14 protein-coding genes are annotated in these 21,354 nt (G+C 61.7%); 8 read left to right on the forward strand and 6 right to left on the reverse strand.

The features are described from left to right. The first annotated feature begins 93 nt into the window (after positions 1 to 93). Positions 94 to 588, forward strand: a complete 495-nt coding sequence (gene ybaK, locus ACFP6B_RS02225) for a Cys-tRNA(Pro) deacylase (protein ID WP_377126243.1) — start codon at positions 94 to 96, stop codon at positions 586 to 588. Here ybaK and ACFP6B_RS02230 read toward each other — a convergent pair. Then, positions 550 to 1,839, reverse strand: a complete 1,290-nt coding sequence (locus ACFP6B_RS02230) for an alpha/beta hydrolase family protein (protein WP_377126246.1) — start codon at positions 1,837 to 1,839, stop codon at positions 550 to 552. The genes ybaK and ACFP6B_RS02230 overlap by 39 nt on opposite strands. 83 nt (positions 1,840 to 1,922) lie before the next feature. Between ACFP6B_RS02230 and msrB the strand changes: the two genes are divergently transcribed. From msrB to ACFP6B_RS02245, 3 genes are all read left to right on the forward strand, one after another. After that, entirely contained in the window at positions 1,923 to 2,345 is a 423-nt protein-coding gene (gene msrB, locus ACFP6B_RS02235; RefSeq protein WP_237209276.1) for a peptide-methionine (R)-S-oxide reductase MsrB, read from the forward strand. 104 nt (positions 2,346 to 2,449) lie between these two features. Next, on the forward strand, positions 2,450 to 3,721 hold the full coding sequence (locus ACFP6B_RS02240; protein WP_377126250.1) for an HRDC domain-containing protein: 1,272 nt from the start codon (positions 2,450 to 2,452) through the stop codon (positions 3,719 to 3,721). Between the two features lie 9 nt (positions 3,722 to 3,730). After that, complete coding sequence (locus ACFP6B_RS02245; protein WP_237236605.1) at positions 3,731 to 4,228, forward strand: Rieske (2Fe-2S) protein; 498 nt, start codon at positions 3,731 to 3,733, stop codon at positions 4,226 to 4,228. A gap of 156 nt (positions 4,229 to 4,384) precedes the next feature. Here the strand turns inward: ACFP6B_RS02245 and dxs are convergent, their stop codons facing one another. Then, complete coding sequence (dxs, locus tag ACFP6B_RS02250) at positions 4,385 to 6,361, reverse strand: 1-deoxy-D-xylulose-5-phosphate synthase (protein WP_377126255.1); 1,977 nt, start codon at positions 6,359 to 6,361, stop codon at positions 4,385 to 4,387. A gap of 326 nt (positions 6,362 to 6,687) precedes the next feature. Here dxs and ACFP6B_RS02255 point away from each other — a divergent pair, with 326 nt between their 5' ends. Together ACFP6B_RS02255 and ACFP6B_RS02260 are read left to right on the forward strand one after the other, a co-directional pair. Next, positions 6,688 to 8,220 (forward strand): alanine/glycine:cation symporter family protein, encoded by a 1,533-nt coding sequence (locus ACFP6B_RS02255; protein WP_377126258.1) that lies wholly within the window; start codon positions 6,688 to 6,690, stop codon positions 8,218 to 8,220. A 203-nt stretch (positions 8,221 to 8,423) separates the two neighbouring features. Continuing rightward, positions 8,424 to 8,921, forward strand: coding sequence for a mismatch-specific DNA-glycosylase (locus ACFP6B_RS02260; protein WP_377126293.1), 498 nt, complete (start codon positions 8,424 to 8,426; stop codon positions 8,919 to 8,921). Positions 8,922 to 9,121: 200 nt separating this feature from the next. Here ACFP6B_RS02260 and acnA read toward each other — a convergent pair whose 3' ends face one another. Then, on the reverse strand, positions 9,122 to 11,806 hold the full coding sequence (gene acnA / locus ACFP6B_RS02265; protein ID WP_377126261.1) for an aconitate hydratase AcnA: 2,685 nt from the start codon (positions 11,804 to 11,806) through the stop codon (positions 9,122 to 9,124). A 291-nt stretch (positions 11,807 to 12,097) separates the two neighbouring features. Between acnA and ACFP6B_RS02270 the strand changes: the two genes are divergently transcribed. Both ACFP6B_RS02270 and ACFP6B_RS02275 read left to right on the forward strand, forming a co-directional pair. Beyond that, positions 12,098 to 12,862 (forward strand): hypothetical protein, encoded by a 765-nt coding sequence (locus ACFP6B_RS02270; RefSeq protein ID WP_377126263.1) that lies wholly within the window; start codon positions 12,098 to 12,100, stop codon positions 12,860 to 12,862. An 81-nt stretch (positions 12,863 to 12,943) separates the two neighbouring features. Next, positions 12,944 to 15,535 (forward strand): DNA gyrase/topoisomerase IV subunit A, encoded by a 2,592-nt coding sequence (locus tag ACFP6B_RS02275; protein WP_377126266.1) that lies wholly within the window; start codon positions 12,944 to 12,946, stop codon positions 15,533 to 15,535. Between the two features lie 177 nt (positions 15,536 to 15,712). Here the strand turns inward: ACFP6B_RS02275 and ACFP6B_RS02280 are convergent, their stop codons facing one another. From ACFP6B_RS02280 to cydB, 3 genes are all read right to left on the reverse strand, one after another. Then, positions 15,713 to 16,201, reverse strand: coding sequence for a hypothetical protein (locus tag ACFP6B_RS02280; RefSeq protein WP_377126269.1), 489 nt, complete (start codon positions 16,199 to 16,201; stop codon positions 15,713 to 15,715). Positions 16,202 to 16,374: 173 nt separating this feature from the next. Next, the gene (cydC, locus tag ACFP6B_RS02285) at positions 16,375 to 20,076 is read right to left on the reverse strand and encodes a thiol reductant ABC exporter subunit CydC (RefSeq protein WP_377126272.1); all 3,702 of its coding nucleotides are present in this window, start codon (positions 20,074 to 20,076) and stop codon (positions 16,375 to 16,377) included. A gap of 184 nt (positions 20,077 to 20,260) precedes the next feature. Then, a complete protein-coding gene (cydB, locus tag ACFP6B_RS02290) occupies positions 20,261 to 21,340 on the reverse strand; it encodes a cytochrome d ubiquinol oxidase subunit II (protein ID WP_377126275.1) in 1,080 nt (359 codons plus the stop codon). Between the last annotated feature and the right edge of the window lie 14 nt (positions 21,341 to 21,354).

Below are 21,354 nucleotides of genomic sequence, written 5' to 3' on the forward strand. Positions count from 1 at the left end.
CTGGTCAGCCCCTGGGCGGACGCCGGTGGGCGGCTTCTCGTTTTAGGCTGGTAGGTGCATACCTATTGACGTGAGTGAAAGGGAAGAGAAACGGTGGCGAAGGCGAAGAAGAAGGGGGCGGCTACGGCTGCTTTGGCTCTGTTGCAGCAGACCGGTACCGCCTTTGAGGTGCGCGAATATGAGCATGTGGACGGTGAAACCAATTTTGGTCTGGAGGCTGCTGAAAAGTTGGGCCGCTCCCCCGAGCAGGTTTTTAAGACCTTGATGATTACCCACGAGAAAGATTTTGCGGTCTGTGTGGTGCCGGTGGGTGGCAAGCTCAATGTGAAGGCTGCTGCCGCTGCCCTGGGTTGGAAGTCGGCCAAGATGGCGGCCCCCGATGTGGCAGAGAAGCGCACCGGCTATGTGGTGGGCGGTATTTCACCGCTTGGCCAGAAGACGGCGCACCCCACGCTGGTGGACGAGACTGCCCAGCTCTTCGACACGATTTTGGTCTCCGGTGGGCGCCGTGGTCTAGATGTTGAGCTAGCTGCTGATGACCTAGTTACCCTAACCCAGGGGGCGTATGCCGATATCGCGGCTGCCTAGCCAGTTCGTTACGGTGTCGAACCAGAGCTGGGGGTCCACGTTCCATTCCCTGGTGTGGGGAGCCTTTTCGAAGGGTACGAAGTCCACCAGGGGGGATAGCTCAGCTAGGGCCTGGGAAGGCTGGTAGGGCACGTAAGTGTCGTCCACCGAGTGCATAATCAGGGTGGGCAGGGCGATGTCACCTGCCCGGTGGGGCCAGGAAATCTGGTCGAGGCTGATGGGTTCCTTCAGGCCCGTGAGGGTGCTCAGGGCCGGGTGGGTAATCATCTGAACACCCAGCTGCCCAATGCGCAGGGGGATCTTGTTCAGGTGGGTGTGGTAGCGAATGAGTTCGAGCCAGTCCAGGGCAGGCCCATCGAGCACCAGCGCCCGGATGGCCCGGCGGTTACGGGCAAGGTCAGCGGTTTGCATGCAGATAGAACCGCCCATGGACCAGCCGAACAGCACTACATCGCGAGCGCCGTGGGCCAGGGCGTAGTCGATAGCTACTTCAACGTCCCGCCATTCGGTAAAGCCCAGGCCGTAGCGGCCGTCCTCGCTGGCGGGAGCTTCGCGGTCGTTGCGGTAGCTCATGTGCAGGCTGGTGAGGCCCAGGGCCTGGGTGGCATCGAGGGCGCGCAGGGTTTCGGCGCGGGTTGCCCCCATGCCGTGCACCATGATGGCCCAGGTGTCGCTGGGCTCAGGTACACCGGAGTCGTTTGGTTCCTGCCGGTCCAGGGCTGCGCCGGGGTGCACGACCCAGGCCGGCGCAACACCTACTGGCAAAGATAGTTCGATATCTTCAGCCCGGTAGCCAGCCATTGCCGGGTCGGTGGCAACCACGCCGGTCAGGCGTCCGCGCTTAATACCTGCGATATCGCCCCGGTAAATTTTTTCGATACTCCGCACCACCGTGTTTTCTGCGGGCAGGTAAGAGATGACCTCTCCCAGTAGGGCAAAGCCCGCCCCACCCGAGAAGTAAAAGCCGTAGTGGCCGGGGGCCGTTGTGCGTTCGGTGGCGTCGATACGGATGCTGGTGGGAGGCTGTTCTTCGCTCATCTCAACGCTGCTGTACCCCACCGAGTGCACGCGGACGTCCTCCACCGGGGCCTTGGGTGGAACCACAATTTTGCGGGCGAAGTGGGTGGCAACCCCCGCGGTGCCCAGGGCGGCAGCGAAGGCCAGGGTCGCACCGGCGGCCCCGGCAACCCCCGCTACGGTAGCTAAGGTGAGGGTGCGGGCGGGTGTGGGGTATACGTGCTCAGTAGCCATAATGCCCAGTGTACGGGAATAAGGGCCCCCTGCGCCTGCTTATACTGGTGCACAGACACCGCCCTGATGAAAGCGAGCAAGCCATGAGTGATTCTCTGCCCGGCCTTGGTGCCATTGCCAAGAACTGGAAGGAAGTTCTGAACCCCGATGAGTACGCGGTGCTGCGCCAAGGCGGTACGGAGCGGGCTTTTACCGGTGAGTATTGGGACACCACCACCGAGGGCGTCTATGCCTGCCGGGCCTGTGGCACAGAACTGTTCCGGTCTACCGAGAAGTTTGAGAGCCACTGCGGCTGGCCTTCTTTCTTTGAGCCACTGGCCGCTGACCGGGTGCGCTATATCGAGGACCGTTCCCTGGGCATGGTGCGCGTTGAGGTGCGCTGCGCTGCCTGCGATTCGCACCTGGGCCATGTTTTTGAGGGGGAAGGGTATGACACCCCCACCGACCTGCGCTACTGCATTAACTCCATCAGCCTGACCCTGCACGAGAAGCCGGTAGCTGATTAGGTTCTCTGCCCGGGGATTGTGGGTGAGCGGACGCCACCCGCCCCGGTAGGGCTGGGCAAAACCTGGCATAATGGGGAGGTAGTTTTCCACCGGGAGGGAGTTTTATGGTGGCGCAACCTGTAGGGGGAACAGGTTCTCAGTTTGATTTACCCGAGGGGATTAATATCCCCGATGTGGTCTACCTCGATGAGCCTGAGGGAGGCACCCCGAGCGTCATTAATACCGAGCGGGGCTTACACCGCGTAGCTAAAATTCTGGCGGCAGAAAGCGGGCCCGTGGCGGTTGATACCGAGCGCGCATCTGGTATTCGCTATGGTCAGCGGGCTTTTTTAGTGCAGCTCAAGCGAGGTAATTCCGGGGTGATTTTGATTGACCCCGAGAGTTTTGACGACCTCACCCTGATTAACGATGCCCTGGCCGGGGCTGAGTGGGTCTTGCATGCCGCGACCCAGGATTTGCCGTGTTTGGCGGAGATTGGCATGTACCCCGATGCCCTCTTTGATACCGAGCTGGGCGGACGCCTTGCCGGGTTTGAGCGCGTCGGGCTGGGGTACATGGTAGAGAACCTGTTGGGCTACAAGCTGGCCAAGGAGCACTCTGCCGTGGACTGGTCCCACCGCCCGCTCCCCGCCGCCTGGCTGAACTATGCCGCTTTAGACGTTGATATTCTGCTTGATCTGCGCGATGCGGTGGAAGATGAGCTACGGGCCCAGGGCAAGCTGGCCTACGCGCTTGAGGAGTTCCGCTACGTGTGTGAGCACCCTGAGCGTGAAGAGAAGCCCGACCCCTGGCGCAAGACCAAGGGTATTCGCGATTTGAAAACCCGCCGCCAGCTCACCGCCCTGCGCAACCTCTGGTACGAGCGTGAACACCTGGCGCAGAAGAAGGACGTTGCCCCCAAGCGTCTGCTGCCCGATGCGTCCTTGATTACTGCTGCCCGGCTGATGCCGCGCACCGTCCCGGCTATTTTGCAGATTCCCGGCTTTCAAACCCGCGCTCTCAAGCGGGAGGCGCCGCGCTGGCTGAAGGCCCTGGCGGACGCGAAGAAGGAGGCGGAGCCCGTCCCCTTCACGACCCCGGCGTCCGGTCCCCCGCCGCTGAAGGCATGGGAGGTCAAGCGCCCCGAGTCCGCCCTGCTCATTGCTGAGGCAAAACCTGTGGTGCTCGCTGCGGGCGAGCGCCTAAACATGCCGCAGGAGAACGTCCTTGCCCCCGATGTACTGCGCCGCCTGTGCTGGGACCCGCCTACCGGGTCGTCCGTTGAGGAACTTAGGGTAGCCCTGCTTGAACTTGGGGCACGCCAGTGGCAGATTGAACTTATAGCCCCTGACCTGGCTGATGTTTTTGCCCGGGTTAGACATTCATCTACAAAGTAAGGTTCAACTATGTGCACTACCTGTGGTTGTCAGAAGGAAAACAAGGACGCCCCCGCCCCCGCTGAGCAGGCCGAGACCGGTGGGCGTGGGCTCACCCGCCGCCAGGCGGTAGCGGGCACTGCGGGTCTGGGCGCCGGTGCCGCGCTGCTGACTGCCTGCGGTTCTTCTGACGAGTCTGAGAGCCTGACCGCCAACGACGGCCGCCCGGCGCAAGCCACCGACATGGCCGCGGTTGAGGACGTCCCCGTAGGCGGCGTCATTCAGGCCAACAACGACGGGGTGACCGTAATGATTACCCAGCCGACCGAGGGCACTTTCCACGCGTTCTCATCGGTGTGCACCCACCAGGGCTGCCAGCTGAACGCACAGAAAGAAAAGACCATGACCTGCCCCTGCCACGCCTCAGTATTCTCACTGGAGGACGGTTCGGTTCAAGGCGGCCCGGCAGAAACCGCCCTGCCCGAGTTCACGGTGGAAGTCAAGGACGGAAGGATCTGGGTTTCCTAAGCTAGCCATAACGGATGCACGGGCTCACAGCGAAGCTGTTGGCTCGGGGCTGGCGTGAATCGCTTGTGAGCGCTAGCGAACCAGCGAGAGGGTCGACAGCGAGCGTGAGCCCGTGCATCCTGTTCTAAGCACGCCTTACGGCCCCCTAATTGTCGCCTAGCTAGTGTGCTTCGGCTTCTCCCCTTCGGTGCGGGCGAAGGGCACCATGTTCCCGGCGAGTTGCGCGAGAATATCGGCGCTAATTTTCTGGGGGGTAAGCCCGACTTCTTCGAGGATTTCGCCGCGTTCGGCGTGCTTGATGAATTCGGCGGGTAGTCCGAGTTCGTTGAGGGCGGTGTCGATTCCGGCTGCTCGCATTTCTTGGCGGATGCGGGAGCCTACGCCGCCTGCCCGCACGCCGTCCTCCATGGAGACGACGATGCGGTGTTCGCCGGCGAGGGTTACTACGCTGGCGGGTACGGGCATGACCCAGCGGGGGTCGATGACGGTTACGCTCACGCCCTGCTCGGCGAGTAGATCTGCGGTGTCGAGGGCGAGACGGGCGAAGGCACCAACTCCGATGATGAGCACGTCGCGCTGGCCGCTTTCGGGGTTGGGTTCGCCGTGGCGGGCGAGGACGTCCGTGCCGTCTGCCAGGCGCTCAAGTGCGGGGATGTCGGCGCCCACTGAGCCCTTGGGGTAGCGCACCACGGTGGGGGCGTCCTCGATGGCGACGGCTTCGCGGAGTTCTTCGCGCAAGGTTACAGCGTCGCGGGGGGCAGCTAGGTGCAGGCCGGGGATGAACTGTAGCAGGGCAAGGTCCCACATGCCGTGGTGGGAGGCCCCGTCGGGGCCGGTGACGCCGGATCGGTCCAGCACGATGGTTACGCCGGCCTTGTGCAGGGCGACGTCCATGAGCAGCTGGTCGAAGCCGCGGTTGAGGAAGGTCGCATAGAGGGCGATCACGGGGTGCTGGCCGCCGTAGGCCAGGCCCGCGCTCATAGCGATAGCGTGCTGTTCGGCGATACCCACGTCGATGACGCGGTCGGGGTGGGCGGCGGCCATAGGCTTGAGGCCAACGGGAATGAGCATAGCGCCGGTGACACCGACGATGTCGTCGCGCTCGTCGGCGATATCTTTGATTTCTTGGGCAAAGACGCTGGTCCAGGATTTTCCGGACGACTTCGCCAGAGCCTCGCCGGTGTCGGGGTCGATGACGCCGACGGCGTGGAACATGTCGTCCTTGTCGCTGACGGCCGGCGCGTAGCTGTGGCCCTTTTCGGTGATGGCGTGCACGATGACGGGTCCGCCAAAGTTTTTAGCGGATTCCAGGGCGGTTTCTACGGCTTCGAGGTCGTGCCCGTCGATGGGGCCCACGTACTTCATGCCGAGGTCTTCGAAGATACCGCCGGGTACCATGACGTCCTTGATGCCGGCCTTCATGCCATGCAGGCCGCGATAGATCATCTGCCCCACAGAACCGCCGTTTTGCAGCTTGGTGCGGGCAGCAGCCAGGGTGCGCTCATAGCGGGAGTCCAGGCGAACCTTATCTACCTTATTTTGCAGTTCGTGCTGCAGGGCAGCGAGGTGGTTGGCGAAACCGCCGATGGTAGGAGCATAGGAGCGGCCGTTGTCGTTGACCACAATGACGACCTTGCGGTTTTTATCCGCTGCGATGTTGTTGACCGCTTCCCAGGCCATACCGCCGGTAAGCGCACCGTCGCCGATAACGGCTACGGTGTAGCGGTCGCCCTGCCCGGTGAGCTGGTAGGCGCGTGAGATACCGTCTGCCCAGGAAAGAGACGAGGACGCGTGCGAGGACTCAACGATGTCGTGGTCAGATTCTGCGCGCTCAGGGTAGCCTGCAATGCCGCCCTTCTGGCGCAGGGTTTCAAAATTCTGGCGGCCGGTCACCAGCTTATGAACGTAGGACTGGTGGCCGGTATCAAAGACGATGGAATCGTGGGGGGAATTGAAGACCCGGTGGATGCCCAGGGTCAGTTCGACAACGCCCAGGTTGGGGCCCAGGTGCCCGCCGGTCCGCGAGACATTAGCAACGAGGAAGTCACGAATCTCTTGGGCAAGCTCGGTAAGCTGCTCGGAGCTCAGAGCGTTCAGGTCGCTCGGCTCACCAATAGTTTCTAGTAGTCCCACGATTACTCCCCCGTTCACCGGCTAGCTGCGCCCCAACGTCCTTGTAGCTGCGGGCGGCGGTCACCGGTCAAAAGTCTAGTGTGTTGCAATTAAGTAACTTTACCCGCTCAGTGCTGGTTTAGCGATTCACAGTGTGGGAAGCGGTGTAGCGCTTGTGTTTCAGTTAGGTTTCATCACGCGTGGCGCTTTTCAAATGTATATACGAGCCGCTAGTATCAGTGTTCAACAGCTCACACTGTGCAATGGCACACAAATATAGGTCACAGTGAGACTGAATCATTACCAGGCTAGTTCCCTCACTAGCCCCGCACGAATGGATTTCTTCTATGACCGCAGCAATCGACTGGGCGAACAGTATTATCTGGTCACCCGTGCTGGTATATCTTTGCCTGGCTGTTGGCGTGTACTTCACCATCCGCACCCGCCTACTCCAGATTCGCCAGATTCCCACCATGATTCGCGCGACCTTCAAGGGCGAGTCATCTAAGGACGGCGTCTCGTCCTTCCAGGCCCTTGCCATGTCACTCGCTGGCCGCGTAGGCACCGGTAACATCGCCGGCGTTGCCACCGCCATCGCCTTCGGCGGCCCCGGCGCCGTCTTCTGGATGTGGACCGTAGCCTTCCTGGGCTCATCAACCTCCTTCATCGAGTCCACCTTGGGCCAGATTTACAAGGAACGCGATAAGGTCACCGGCGAGTACCGCGGCGGCCCTGCCTACTACTTTGAAAAGGCCTACCGCCATACCAAGTACTCCGGGCTCTTCAAGGTCTACGCCTCCATCTTTGCTTTTGCCACCGTCCTTGCCTGCGGCTTCTTCCTGCCGGGCGTTCAGGCTAACGGTATTGCGACCTCCATGCAGGGAGCCTTCCCCGAGGTTCACCCCTGGATGACTGCCACCGGTATCACCATCCTGCTGGCCTTCATCGTCGTTGGTGGCGTCAAGCGTATTGCAACCTTCGCCTCTGTTGTGGTTCCCTTCATGGCTATCATCTACATCGTGCTGGCCATGATCGTAGCCTTCATCAACATCAACATGCTGGGTGACGTTATCAACCTGATCTTCTCATCAGCATTTGGTCTGCACGCAACCTTCGGTGCCATCATCGGCACCGCCGTTGAGTGGGGCGTCAAGCGCGGCATCTACTCCAACGAAGCTGGCCAGGGCACCGGTCCCCACGCCGCTGCAGCTGCTGAGGTCAAGCACCCCGCTGCCCAGGGCTTCGTGCAGGCGATGGCCGTTTACATTGATACCCTCTTCGTCTGCTCCGCTACTGCCTTCCTGATTCTTTCAACCGGCATGTACCGTGTCTACGAGGGCGGCTCAGCCGACACCCCCGTGCTGGCAGAGGGCTCGGGCAACCTGGCCGAGGGCGTTACCGTTGGCCCGGCATTTGCACAGTCCGCCTTCGATACGCTGATCCCCGGTGCTGGCCCCATCTTTATTGCGGTTTCACTCGGTTTCTTCGCCTTCACCACCATCGTGGCCTACTACTACATGGCAGAAACCAACCTGCGCTACCTGACCCGCAACCTGCAGAACAAGACCCTGGGCAACGCCCTGTTGCGTCTGCTGCAGCTGCTGATTCTGACCGCAACCGTTATTGGCTGCGTCAGCACCGCAGGTGCCGCCTGGGCTCTGGGCGATATCGGCGTCGGTCTGATGGCCTGGCTGAACATCGTCGGTATTCTGGTGATCCAGAAGCCCGCCCTGCAGGTACTCAAGGACTACGAGCAGCAGAAGAAGCAGGGTCTTGACCCCATGTTCGACCCCCGCCCCCTCGGCATTAAGAACGCTGATTTCTGGGAGACCTACTACGACGTGAAGACCGGCGCTATCCCGGTTCAGGACGCCAAGTAACCGTCTCTACACTTTCGCATCAAGTGCCCCGCACCGCCTAAGGCTGTGCGGGGCACTTCTGCGTGTAGGGTAGGGTCATGAGCACTCTTCATCCCTCCCCGCTGGGCGATCAGCGCCCCACTCGGGAGCAGCTTCAAGACTTCGTCAACGGCACCCTTGATGACCGATTGCCTGCGGCTGGCACTCCCCTCCGCCTGCTGATTGTGGGTATCAACCCCGGGCTGTGGACGTCCGCCGTCAATGCCCCCTTTGCCTTTCCTGGCAACCGTTTCTGGCCTTCGCTGGATCGCGCCGGAATCGTCACTCCTAGGGTGGACGCCTCACGCGGCCTGAGCGACGAAGTAGAGGAACAGCTAGCCCACCTGGGAATTGGTATCACCAATCTGGTTAACCGGGCAACAGCACGAGCCGACGAGCTCACCTCCCAGGAACTGCAGGACGCCCTCCCCCGGCTGATTGAACTCACCCACATCTACAGCCCCCAGGCTGTAGCCATTGCTGGCATAACAGCCTTCCGCACGACCTTTGGTGACAGGAAGGCTCGGTTGGGGCAGCAGGAAACCTCCCAGATTGAAGGGTGGAACCCGGCGAGCCAGCTCTGGGTCGTGCCTCAGCCTAGCGGTTTGAACGCCCACGAAAATATTGATTCTCTAGCGGATAAGTGGCGGCAGGTCTGGAACTCCACGCAGCCGCTCACCTAGCCACTCCCGCCGCTGCCGCCGTCCCCGCCGCCACACACAAGGGACCAGATTCCTCCCGAGGCCCTCAATGCCTACCGATACTTCGAACAGTTAACTGGTCCCAACTCTATAGAAAACAGACAAAAGGCCTGTGGCCCCCACTGATCAGTGGGGGCCACAGGTCTTGAACCGGCAGGCGGTCTGGGGCTTAGGTCTAAAGCTTAGGAGCCGCGGACCAGGTTACGCAGAACGTACTGCAGGATGCCGCCGTTGCGGTAGTAGTCGGCTTCACCGGGGGTGTCGATGCGAACTACAGCGTCGAACTCGGTGACCTTGCCGTCTTCAGCGGTGGCGGTGACCTTGAGGGTCTTGGGGGTGGTGCCCTCGTTCAGTTCGGTCAGGCCGGTGATATCGAAGGTTTCGGTACCGGTCAGGCCGAGTGATTCGTGGGACTCACCGGCGGGGAACTGCAGGGGCACAACGCCCATACCGATCAGGTTTGAACGGTGGATACGCTCGAAGGATTCAGCGATAACTGCCTTGACGCCCAGCAGGGTGGTGCCCTTAGCAGCCCAGTCACGGGATGAACCGGTGCCGTATTCCTTACCGCCCAGAACAACCAGCGGAATGCCAGCGGCCTGGTAGTTCATGGAGGCATCGTAGACGGTGGACTGCTCGCCGCCCTGGGTGAAGTCGCGGGTGAAGCCGCCTTCAACGCCGTCCAGAAGCTGGTTCTTGATACGGATGTTGGCGAAGGTACCGCGAATCATGACCTCGTGGTTACCGCGGCGGGAGCCGTAGGAGTTGAAGTCCTTGCGTTCTACACCGTTTTCGATCAGGTACTTACCTGCGGGGGTGTCTGACTTGAAGGAACCTGCCGGTGAAATGTGGTCGGTGGTGACAGAGTCGCCCAGCTTGAGCAGCACGCGGGCGCCCTTGATGTCCTCAACGGGGCTGGTTTCCATGGTCATGCCCTCGAAGTACGGGGGCTTACGCACGTAGGTGGACTTTTCGTCCCACTCGAAGGTGGAGCCGGTGGGGGTCTCCAGGGCCTGCCAGCGCTCGTCGCCGTCGAAGATGGTGCCGTATTCCTTGGTGTACATCTCGGTGTCGAGGGACTCGTCGATGATCTTCTGGACTTCTTCGGGGTCGGGCCAGATGTCCTTGAGGTAGACCTCGTTGCCGTCGGCGTCGGTGCCCAGGGAGTCCTTCTCGAAGTCGAAGTCCATGGTACCGGCCAGGGCGTAGGCGATGACCAGCGGCGGGGAGGCCAGGTAGTTCATCTTGACGTCCGGTGAAATACGACCCTCGAAGTTACGGTTACCCGAGAGAACCGCGGTGACGGAGAGGTCTTCGCTCTGGATTGCCTCTGAGATTTCGGGCTCCAGGGGGCCGGAGTTACCGATACAGGTGGCGCAACCATAGCCGACGACGTAGAAGCCGAGCTTCTCGAGGTCAGGCAGCAGACCTGCCTTCTCGTAGTAGTCGGTGACGACCTTTGAGCCGGGGGCAATGGAGGTCTTGACCCAGGGCTTGGCGGTCAGACCCTTGGCGGCGGCGTTGCGGGCAAGCACGCCTGCTGCCATCATGACCGAGGGGTTTGAGGTGTTGGTGCAGGAGGTAATCGAAGCGATGGACACTGCACCGTTCTTGAGCTCGAACTCGCGACCGTCTGCCATGGAGACCTGGGCTGACTTGTCGGTTTCGCCGTCCTTGGCGTAGTTCTTGATGTCTGATTCGAACTGGCTCTTGGACTCTGAGAGCAGGATGCGGTCCTGGGGACGCTTGGGGCCTGCGATGGAGGGGACCACAGTGGAGAGGTCCAGTTCCAGGTACTCGGAGTATTCGACGTCGACGGAGGGGTCGTGCCAGAGGCCCTGTTCCTTGGTGTAGGCCTCGACCAGGGCGACCTGCTCTTCGCTGCGGCCGGTCAGGCGCAGGTACTCGAGGGTCTTTTCGTCGATGGGGAACATGGCGGCGGTGGAGCCGAATTCGGGGCTCATGTTACCGATAGTTGCACGGTTTGCCAGGGGCACCTGGCCTACGCCTTCACCGTAGAATTCAACGAATTTGCCGACGACGCCGTGTTCGCGCAGCATTTCGGTGATGGTAAGGACGACGTCGGTTGCGGTGGCGCCGGAGGGGATGGAGCCGGTGAGCTTGAAGCCGACGACGCGGGGAATCAGCATGGAGACGGGCTGACCGAGCATTGCTGCCTCAGCTTCGATACCGCCAACGCCCCAGCCGAGTACGCCCAGGCCGTTGACCATGGTGGTGTGGGAGTCGGTACCTACGACGGTATCGGGGTAGGCGCGCAGTACGCCGCCAACTTCGCGGGCCATGATGGTACGGGCCAGGTATTCGATGTTGACCTGGTGCACGATGCCCATGCCCGGGGGAACGACCTTGAAGTCGTCGAAGGCGGTCTGGCCCCAGCGCAGGAACTTGTAGCGTTCACCGTTGCGCTGGTATTCGATGTCCATGTTGCGGGTGATAGCGTCGGCGGTGCCGAAGGTATCAATCTGCACGGAGTGGTCGATGACCAGTTCGGCAGGTGCCAGGGGGTTGATCTTTGAGGGGTCGCCGCCCAGTTCCTTCACGGCCTCGCGCATGGTGGCAAGGTCAACCACGCAGGGAACGCCGGTGAAGTCCTGCATGATGACGCGGGCGGGGGTGAACTGGATTTCGGTATCGGGTTCCGCGGAGGGATCCCAGTTGGCGAGTGCCTTGATGTGGCCTTCGGTGATGTTGGCACCGTCTTCGGTGCGCAGAAGGTTTTCGAGTAGAACCTTCAGGGAGTAAGGCAGCTTCTGTGAGCCTTCTACTGCCTTTAGACGGAAAATTTCATAGTCGGTTCCGTTGACGGAAAGTACGCCCTTTGAACCGAAGCTATCCACAGTGCTCATATGTGGGACTCCTCTCGACACTGTCTTGCGATTGGCTCGTGCGCCGGTGGGCACCGTCGCGTCTGCGCGACGGGTGTGTGATGCTCGCTCTTGAGCCTGTGGGCACGAGGCCACTGCCTTTTAGTGTACCGCGTATCACGTTGTTCACATATTTTGAAGACGGTTCGTAAGCAAATGTTTCGTCTGCATGTTTCAGGGAGCGGACGCCCGCCCCACCTCGGGCGCGACTTTCCGGCTTTGGCAAGGAAAATGTGCCGTTAATATATTGCGTTCTCGTGCCAGAATAGGGGCATGACGGTTTCTCCTGAGCACTTGCATCGGGCACAGCCTAGGCCCGTAGCAAACACACTCAATGCAGTCTTTCGCTGGCTCCTTATCGGTAGTGCTGCGGTGTTTGCGCTGGCTATCTCAGGAGCGATAGCTCTCCCCCACCCAGTCTCAATTCAGTTCGCTTCCCTCATCAACTGGGCGGCGGGGCTTTCCTTCCTTGCAGGCGCCGCCGCCTTGCTGGGCGTAGGCATCAGTGAGATTTTTCGCGCTTCGCCCGCCACCGAAGCAAAAACCAGCACGTTACAGGGAAAGCCGACCCCGGACGTCCGCCTGCCCCTTACCTTTTGTGTGCTCGGGTTGTTGCTAGCTATCTACTACGGTTTGCATGCCTTTTGGTGGAACCCGCTGGCTGCAGCCCCGGGTTACACTCTCAGCGAGATTTACAGCCTGCTGAAGGAGACCAACCAGTTTAGCCTCCTTGTCGTGGTTGTGTGGGGCTTTTTCGTCGCGCTTCTTTTAGCTGCTCTGCCGAACGTGCACGAGTGGTTGCGGGGCATGGCATCCTACAGCACCAAGCGCGCTATCGGTTTCTGTTCTCTTTCTGTAGCTATCGCTTGCTTCCTTCTCTTTCTGGGGTGGGGCTGGCACATGGGCGTGGGGCTGGCAGATACATTCATAACGACCGGCGGTGAGCACTCCCCCACAGCTATTCCTTTTGGGGTAGCTACCCTCGTACTCGGAGCGCTGGGCATCTACGGGCTCTTTGTACCTGCCCGTACCCGCTAGCACCAGCATCCAACCTGCTAGCGGCCCCCTTTCGCGGTAGAATAAACGAACCTATGTTCGAATTCCCAGGAAGAGGTCTCGATGGCTCGCCGCACCACCGCGCACGATGACTACCCCACCGACGTCGTCGAAAATATCGTCGATATAGACGTGACCAGCGAGATGGAAACCAGCTTCCTGGAATACTCCTACTCGGTCATCTACTCCCGCGCCCTACCCGACGCCCGCGACGGCCTCAAGCCCGTGCAGCGCCGCATCCTCTACATGATGCAGCAGATGGGGCTACGCCCCGAGAAGGGCCACGTCAAGAGCGCCCGCGTGATCGGTGAAGTCATGGGTAAGCTGCACCCCCACGGCGACGGCGCCATCTACGACGCCATGGTGCGCCTAGCCCAGCCCTTCTCTATGCGCCTGCCCGTGGTCGACGGCCACGGCAACTTCGGCTCCCTGGACGACGGCCCGGCGGCCTCCCGCTACACCGAGGTCCGCATGGCCCCGGCGGCCCTCGCCATGACCGCCAACCTCGACGAAGACGTCGTGGACTTCGTACCCAACTACGACAACCAGTTCATGCAGCCGGCCGTCCTACCCGCCGCCTACCCCAACCTACTGGTCAACGGCTCAGCCGGCATCGCCGTCGGCATGGCCACCAACATGGCCCCCCACAACCTGCGCGAGGTCATAGCCGCTGCCCGCCACCTGCTCGATAACCCCGAGGCCACCCTCAAAGACATCATGAAGTTCGTGCCCGGCCCTGACCTGCCCTCCGGCGGCACCATCGTGGGCACCACCGGCATTAAGGACGCCTACGAAAAGGGGCGCGGCATCTTCAAGACCCGCGCCAAGGTCTCCATCGAACAGGTCACCGCCCGCAAACAGGGCATTGTGGTCACCGAACTGCCCTACCTGGTTGGCCCCGAAAAGGTCATCGAAAAAATCAAGGACGGCGTCAACTCCAAGAAGCTGCAGGGCATCTCAGACGTCGTTGACCTGACCGACCGCAAAAACGGTCTGCGCATGGTCCTTGAAATCAAGAACGGCTTCAACCCCAAGGCCGTGCTCGCCGCCCTCTACAAGCACACCCCGCTGGAAGACTCCTTCGGCATCAACAACGTAGCCCTGGTGGACGGCCAGCCCCAGACCCTGGGCCTGCTCGATTTGCTGCACGTCTACGTCAACCACCGCCTGGACGTCGTGCGCCGCCGCACCAACCACCGCCTAGGCAAGCGCCGCGACCGCCTACACCTGGTCGAGGGCCTGCTGGTAGCCATCGTCGATATCGACGAGGTGATCCAGATTATCCGCTCCTCCGACGAAACCGCCCAGGCCCGTGAGCGCCTCATGCAGATTTACGACCTGAGCGAGGTACAGGCCAACCACATTCTCGAACTGCGCCTGCGCCAGCTCACCAAGTACTCCCGCATCGAGCTTGAAGCCGAACGCGACGAACTCTTGGCAGAAATCGCCTCCCTCGAAGAAATCCTCGGCTCCGACGTAAAACTCCGCGCCCTGGTCTCCGAAGAACTACAGCAGGTCGCCGACGAATACGGCACCGACCGCCGCACCAAAATCGTCACCAAGGACGAGCTGGCCGACGCAGTTGCCGCCCTGTCGGCGTCCGCCTCCAAGGCCAAAAAAGAAGCCGGCCTCTCCCTGGAAATCGCGGACGACCCCTGCTGGGTCCTGCTCTCCACCTCGGGCCAGCTGGGGCGCACCAGCGGCGTCAAGGGCCAACGCCCCACCCTGCTCGACCCGGGCAAACGCATCAAACACGACGCCTACCTCTCCATCGTACCCACCAGCGCCCGCGGCGAAATCGGTGCGGTAACTTCAAGCGGCCGCCTGATTCGTGTGCCCGTCATTGACCTACCCGTCCTCGAAGAAGCCGGCGGCACCCCCCAGCCCACCAGCGGCGTCAAGGCCGCGGACGCCATCACCCTAGCCCGCGGCGAAAAACTCATCGGCCTAGCACCGCTCAACGCCATCCTGGCCCTGGCCACCGAACGCGGCGTCGTCAAACGAGTCAACCCCGACTACCCGCTCAATGCCACCGAATTTGAGATCATGAAGCTCAAGCCCAGGGATTCGGTAGTAGGCGTAGCCGTCTGCGACTCCAACGACGATGTGCTGACCTTCATCACCGAACAAGCCAAACTCCTCACCTTTGATGCCGCCAAGGTCCGCCCCCAGGGCCGCACCGGCGGCGGCATGGCCGGCATGAAGGTAGCCGACGACGACAAGCTTCTTGCCTTTGGCGTCACCGCCCCCGGCGCGGACGCCCAGGTCGTCACCATCACCGACGGCGGCGAGGAAGGGGCCACAGCCAAAGTCACCGAACTCACCGAGTTCCCCCAAAAGGGCCGAGCAACCGGCGGCATGCGAGCCCACCGCTTCCTCAAGGGCGAAACCGCTCTTGCTCTAGCCTGGGTGGGTGTCGGCCCGGCTAAGGCAGTCTCAGCAGCCGGTGTTGCCCGCACCCTGCCCACCGAATTCGGCCCCCGCGACGGCTCCGGCGTCCTGCTTGCCCAGAGCATCGACGCTATCGGCCCCAACTACCAGGCCCTAACCTCCCCCGCACCTGTATCAGCGGTGTCAGAAGAACCCGCCGGTCAGCCTGAAGCTCAGGTAGCGGTCGACGGGCCGGTAGAGGCCGAAGAGGATGCTCTCTTCTAAATAGCACCAGGGGAAAGGGAGTGCTGGTGTACCTGCCGACCCTCTTGGGCTCGCGCTGGGGCGCTCGCCCAATTCACGCCAGCCCCGAGCCAGCAGGCACACCAGCACTCCCTCCCCCTGCAATCGGTTACGGGCGCGCCCGCTCCTTTTTTCACATTAAACCTCTTAGCTCAGCGTCTAGTTCAGCCGGGAGTTCGCCTCAGCAACAACCTGCTCGGGGTTGCTAGCGGATGCCGTCACCCGGCTACCGTTCGTCAGGGTAAAGGTGACGGAAGGGCCGCCGGTCAGGTAGCCGGTGTTACCTCCACCCATGATTCTGAGACCGGCCCCCTGCACCAGACCGGTTACTGGGCCTACCTCCGCTTTCTCAATCTCGCTGTAGGGTAGCTCTTTCGAGAAGAACTTCATGGTGGTGATCTTGACGGAAGTATCGAGCAGGTCAATGCGGGTACTGCTAAAAATCATCGGAATAAGGATCAGCGCTACGGCAGCTCCTACAAGCGCTGAAATGAGGAGCCCCTGGTTGGTGCCGTCCTTGTCGACGGGGCCAAAAATCAGAATCGGCAGGGTGACACTCACCAGTACAAAAGCTACTGCTCCGCAGAGGAATAGTTTGAACTTCTTAGTCAGGGGCGCAACATAGCTGTGCTCTTGAAGAGTAGGCATGGGGGTCACTCACTATCTGTAGCTCGAGCTCTAGAAATTTATTATCTAGAACACACCTTACCCCCCCGTGGTAAATTTCCAGACAGCAGATACATTTCCACTGCCACTCTAGATACAGAAAACCCCTCCCGTGGCGTCCTTTGATAGGAACCTTAGGAGGGGTTTTCTGCCAGCTACCGAAGCTTCACCACGGTATCGCAGGCGGCGATGTCCTCGGCACGATGGGAGACCAGGACGACCGCAGGCAGCTTGGTCTTGCCCTTGAGCTTCTGGCCGGGGGCGCGCTTAGTACCGCGGGCAACCTCATTAATCAGAGCTACCGCAGCGGGGGCATCAAGGTGGGCGGTCGGCTCATCCATCAGCAGCAGGGGCGAATCCACCAGCAGGGTGCGAGCAATCGCAATACGCTGACGCTGACCACCCGAAACATAAGAACCACCGGCCCCCACCAGGGTCTGCAGGCCAGCAGGCAGGGACCGCACAAAATCGCCCAGACCTACCCGGTCAAGCACCTCATACATCTCTTCATCGGTGGGGCGCTCGTCCGCCGAACGGGCAATCGCCAGGTTATTAGCGATAGTGGACTCAAAGATATAGGCAGACTGGGGGCACCAGGCCGCGTACCCGCGCAAAGACTGGGCATCAAAGGCACGACCGTTCACCCGAATCTGCCCCTGCTCAACAGGCAAGAAGCCCAGCAGGGTAGCCAGAGCAGTTGTCTTGCCAGATCCGGAGGGGCCGGTGATACCCAACCACTGCCCCGACGATACAGACGCTGACAGGCCGGTAAAGATAGGCTGCTCCATATCGGGCCAGCGGGTAGCCAGCGAATCCAGCTCCAGGGTAATGGACTTATGGGCGGCACGGTTCTTAGCCCCAATACCGGGGTCCCCCAGGATATCTCGGATCTCGCCCTTACCGGCGTCCTCCCCCTCAGCCGCAGTGGCGACGTCCACAGTCTCAAAATTAGCGCGGGTGCGAGCAACCAGGGCTGCGAAGGCGGGCCAGCCGCGAACGGCGTCCAGGTGGGCTGCGGTGGTCTCGAACAGTCCGGTCATCATCAAAATGACGATAGCTGCGGTCGGCGCGGTAACCTCACCAGCTTCAACGGCAGGCCAGACGCTGGCAATCACAGCCAGAGCCGCGCCCCACCAGGTAACGACCATCAGGCCCTGGCCCACGCCGATAGCGCGGGAGCTCTTGAGGCGGGAGGCCTGGGCATAGCCATCCTGGCGGGAGACAGCCAGGGCAACAGTCTGGTCAAGGCCGTTATTGTGCAGGTCGGTGGCAGCATCCAGGGCCGAGACGCCCAGGCGGAGCATGGCCGAGGTTTCCCGGCGGGCCACGGCGTCCGCGCGCTCGTCCGCACGCAGCACCACTGCCGGAATCACGAAGGTAGAGATAAGAATAGCGATGACGACCGGTAGCAGGGCCTGCGGGGTAGCCCAGGCGGTCACGCCCAGCACCAGCAGCATCACGATCAGGTGGGCAGCAACCGGCAGGATGACGCGCGGGATAGCGTCGCGCAGCTCGTCAATGTCGCCGACCAGTCGGTCAAGGATCTTATCCCCTCGCAGCAGGGAACGCACCGACAGGACGGTACGTCCGGCAGCATCCCAGGCGCGCACTCGCAGGGTGTTAGCCGCCCCCAGCACCAGATTGTGGGTGCGCAGGCGCTCGGCGTAGCGGGAGGTCGCCCGGCCCAGGCCAAAGAAGCGGACGCCGGTAACAGCTACCAGCAGGTACATCATGGCGGGCTGCTCGGCGGCGCGCACGATGAGCCAGCCAGAAAGCGCGGTGAGGCTGACGGCAAAGACCACGGTGAGTACCGATAGCAGGATAGGCAGGGCCATATCGCGCTTGCGGATGCCGGTGAGCTCCCCCAGGTGGCGCAGGGTTTTTAGGACGCCCGCCGCGGCTGGCTCTGCTGCCTGCTCGGTTGAGCTTGCAGCAGCCTGCACGGGGGCAGAGTCTTCGAGCTCGCCGGTGGCGACGGCGTCCGCCAGGGTCACAAGAGCGTAGCCGCCCAGCCCATCGGTGTTCTGAGCAGTGAGCTCCCAGGTAACGCCGTGGGGCTTTGAGGTCGCCTGGAGCAGGTTGTTGGTGGCGGCAGCCAGGGCGGTGTCGTGGGTGACGATAATCAGGGTTGCGCCGGTTTCCTGCAGGGCAGCTAGGGCGACGTTCACCTTGGCCGCTGAAACCGGGTCAAGGTGGGCGGTGGGTTCGTCAATCAGTACAGTGACGCGTTCTTCCTGGGCTTGCAGGGTGGCAACGCGGGCCAGGGCGCGGGCAATAGCAAGACGGCGCATCTGGCCGGCTGAAAGGGCTTCCGGCGGCAGGTCGGCGAGGTCAGCCAGCCCTACGGAGTGCAGGAAGGAGGTGAAGTAGTCGCGATCTTCGTCGGTGAAAGCAACGGAGTCATCGAGCAGGGTGGAGGCGTAGTTGATACCCTCTAGAGCACCTTCGCCGCGGGTAACGGTGGCGTAAAGGGCAACCTCAGCCAGGGCGGTGGGGGCAATGAAGGTGGGCGACTGACTGATCCAGACGGTGGATCCGGTACCGGACACCAGACCAGAGACGTGTACCGGTTCGGTGGTTCCGGTGGGTACCAAATCATTGCGCAGGGCACCACCCAGGACCGACAGCAGGGTGGTTTTGCCACACCCGGAAGGGCCCGTAATGGCTGTGGTGGTTCCGTGGCGCAGGGTGAAGCTCACACCGGTGAGGGTGCGGTCGCGGTTCGGGTAGGCAACGGAGAGCTGGCGAACCGAGATTCGGTCACCGCCAGGAGCGACTGTGGCGTGGGGAATAGGCTGGTTGATGATGTCCTCAGCACGGCGTAGAGCCGCAACCCCGTCCTCGGACTGGTGATAGGCAGTTCCCACATCGCGCAGGGGCTGGTAGCACTCTGGTGCTAGTAGCAGGGCGAAGAGGGCAACATCAAGGCCCAGGTTACCTTCGACCAGACGCAGGCCGATCAGTACAGCGACCAGGGCAACGGAGATAGTGGTAATCAGCTCCAGGGCCAGGGAGGAAAGGAAGGCCGACCGCAGGGTGTACATGGTGGCCTTGCGGTAGCGCTCCCCCAAGTCCCCCAGTGCCTTCGACTGGGCACGCGAACGGCCCAGGCCCACCAGCACGGGCAGACCTTTGACCAGTTCAACAATGTGGTCTGACAGGCGGAGCAGGTCGCGCTGGGCACGGGCGGTGTCTTCCGCTGTGGTTCTACCGATAAGCACCATGAAGAGGGGAATCAGGGGCAGGGTGCAGAGAATGACCAGGGCTGAGACCCAGTCGTAGAAGGCGATAAAGACCAGTAGCAACGTAGGAACGACAGCCGTAGACACAAAGGCGGTGAGGGTCTTGGTGTAGTAGTCATCGAGAGCGTTTAGACCGCGGGACAGCAGGACGGCGGTGGCACCGGTGCCGTCCGGGGTATCGATGCCGCCCGTTGCAAGGACGCGGCGAATGAGCTTGCGGCGGATGGTGGTTTTGGCGCCTGTTGCTGCCTGCTGGGCGTAGAAGCCCAGAGACCAGTCGGCGGCGGCGCGTACCAGAAGCGCAATGACTCCGGTGACGGCCAGTGAGAGCAGGCCCGGCTGCATGAAGGGGGTAGCAAAGAAGATACCGGTCAGCTGGGCCTGGCCGTTGCCGGCAAAGACAGCCAGCTGCTCCGCATGGGCTGACTCATAGGTTTTACCCTCGTACAGCACCGCGTAGGTCATGCGGGCCAGCAGGGTGATGGCGGTGCCCAGCACCGCGGCAAAGACAATGAGCGCCAGCGTTTTGAGCGCGGTGAGCACAGCAAAAACGGTGAGGTTTCTCTTGGCGTGGGGCCCCAGCGGGGGCCGCTTGCTCGGTGTAGGAGCGGTCATTCTCGATTGTGTCCTTGGTGCCGCGAACAGTTTGTTCACTATTCTAGTGGGAACTTTCCAGCCGGGTTTATTTGGGGTCAGTAGGTGGGCCGTGGGTATGAGCACACCTGCCCACCCCGGGTAGGCGAAAGGACGCCGGGAGCTGCTCCCGGCGTCCTTGTCAGCTTCAGCCTTGAGCTAGCTCCTAGGCCTTGGGGACGCTTGCGCGGGTGGCGCGGGCGGCTAACTCGGTGGCGTCGTGGGCATCGGGGATGCTCTCTACGCGCAGGCGTTTACGGAAGACCCAGTAGGTCCAGCTCTGGTAGACCAGCAGGATCGGGATACCGAAGAGGCCTACCCAGCTCATCACACTCAGGGTGTATTCGGAGCTTGAGGCGTTAGCGATGGTGAGGTTGTAGGCCTCATCGAGGGTTGAGGGCAGGACGTTGGGGTACAGAGCTAGGAAGATAGCCAGCACGCCGAAGGCAACGAAGACCGCAAATCCCGAGAATGCCTTGCCTTCGCTCTTGCGGCTGGCGAAGAACCAGGCAGCAGCCAGAGCCAGCACAGCTAGGACGGTCAAAGCATAGGAGATGCCGTTGCCGGTGGTGACCTGCATGTAGACGACCCAAGCTACAACAGGCAGAACCAGCAGCGGTGAGAACTTGACCAGGGCGGCCCCAGCACGGTGGCGTACCTCGCCGTCGGTCTTCAACGCGATGAAGGCCAGGCCCATGACCAGGGAAACACCCACCATGGAAAGGCCGCCCAGGAAGACCGCGGGGGTGAGCCAGGCGAAGGCACCGCCCACGCGGTCACCGTTAGCGTTGATGGGTAGGCCTGTGGAGGTCAGCGCCAGCAGGGCACCGACCAGGAAGGCGATGAAGAAAGAGCCCAGCGAGATGGCAAGCGTCCAGCCGGCGACCCAGCGCTCAGAGTCCTTCTTACCGCGGTACTCGATAGCGACCGCACGGAAAATCAGGGCCAGTAGGGCTAGGGTCAGCGGAATGTAGAGGGCCGAGAAGAGGGAAGCGTACCAGAGGGGGAAGGCGGCAAAGGTGGCAGCGCCACCGGTCACAACCCATACCTCGTTGCCGTCCCAGACCGGGCCGATGGTGTTCAGCAGCAGGCGGCGTTCTTTCTCATTCTTGGCAAAGATTCGGCTCATGAGCATGCCTACGCCCAGGTCGAAGCCGTCGAGGATGATATAGCCCACCCAGAAGAAGCCAATGACGGCGAACCAGAGAGTCGGCAGAAGAGGCTGATCAGCAAAAAGCTCAAACATATGTGTAAGCCCCT

It is taken from the genome of Rothia nasimurium (assembly GCF_042660305.1).
GTDB classification, from domain to species: domain Bacteria; phylum Actinomycetota; class Actinomycetes; order Actinomycetales; family Micrococcaceae; genus Rothia; species Rothia nasimurium.

Excerpts from the sequence above, each read along its gene's own strand:
- ACFP6B_RS02230 (WP_377126246.1), bottom strand. The coding sequence starts at position 1,839 with ATGGCTACTGAGCACGTATACCCCACACCCGCCCGCACCCTCACCTTA.
- msrB (WP_237209276.1), top strand. The coding sequence starts at position 1,923 with ATGAGTGATTCTCTGCCCGGCCTTGGTGCCATTGCCAAGAACTGGAAG.
- ACFP6B_RS02240 (WP_377126250.1), top strand. The coding sequence starts at position 2,450 with ATGGTGGCGCAACCTGTAGGGGGAACAGGTTCTCAGTTTGATTTACCC.
- ACFP6B_RS02245 (WP_237236605.1), top strand. The coding sequence starts at position 3,731 with ATGTGCACTACCTGTGGTTGTCAGAAGGAAAACAAGGACGCCCCCGCC.
- ACFP6B_RS02255 (WP_377126258.1), top strand. The coding sequence starts at position 6,688 with ATGACCGCAGCAATCGACTGGGCGAACAGTATTATCTGGTCACCCGTG.
- acnA (WP_377126261.1), bottom strand. The coding sequence starts at position 11,806 with ATGAGCACTGTGGATAGCTTCGGTTCAAAGGGCGTACTTTCCGTCAAC.
- ACFP6B_RS02270 (WP_377126263.1), top strand. The coding sequence starts at position 12,098 with ATGACGGTTTCTCCTGAGCACTTGCATCGGGCACAGCCTAGGCCCGTA.
- ACFP6B_RS02275 (WP_377126266.1), top strand. The coding sequence starts at position 12,944 with ATGGCTCGCCGCACCACCGCGCACGATGACTACCCCACCGACGTCGTC.
- ACFP6B_RS02280 (WP_377126269.1), bottom strand. The coding sequence starts at position 16,201 with ATGCCTACTCTTCAAGAGCACAGCTATGTTGCGCCCCTGACTAAGAAG.
- cydC (WP_377126272.1), bottom strand. The coding sequence starts at position 20,076 with ATGACCGCTCCTACACCGAGCAAGCGGCCCCCGCTGGGGCCCCACGCC.
- cydB (WP_377126275.1), bottom strand. The coding sequence starts at position 21,340 with ATGTTTGAGCTTTTTGCTGATCAGCCTCTTCTGCCGACTCTCTGGTTC.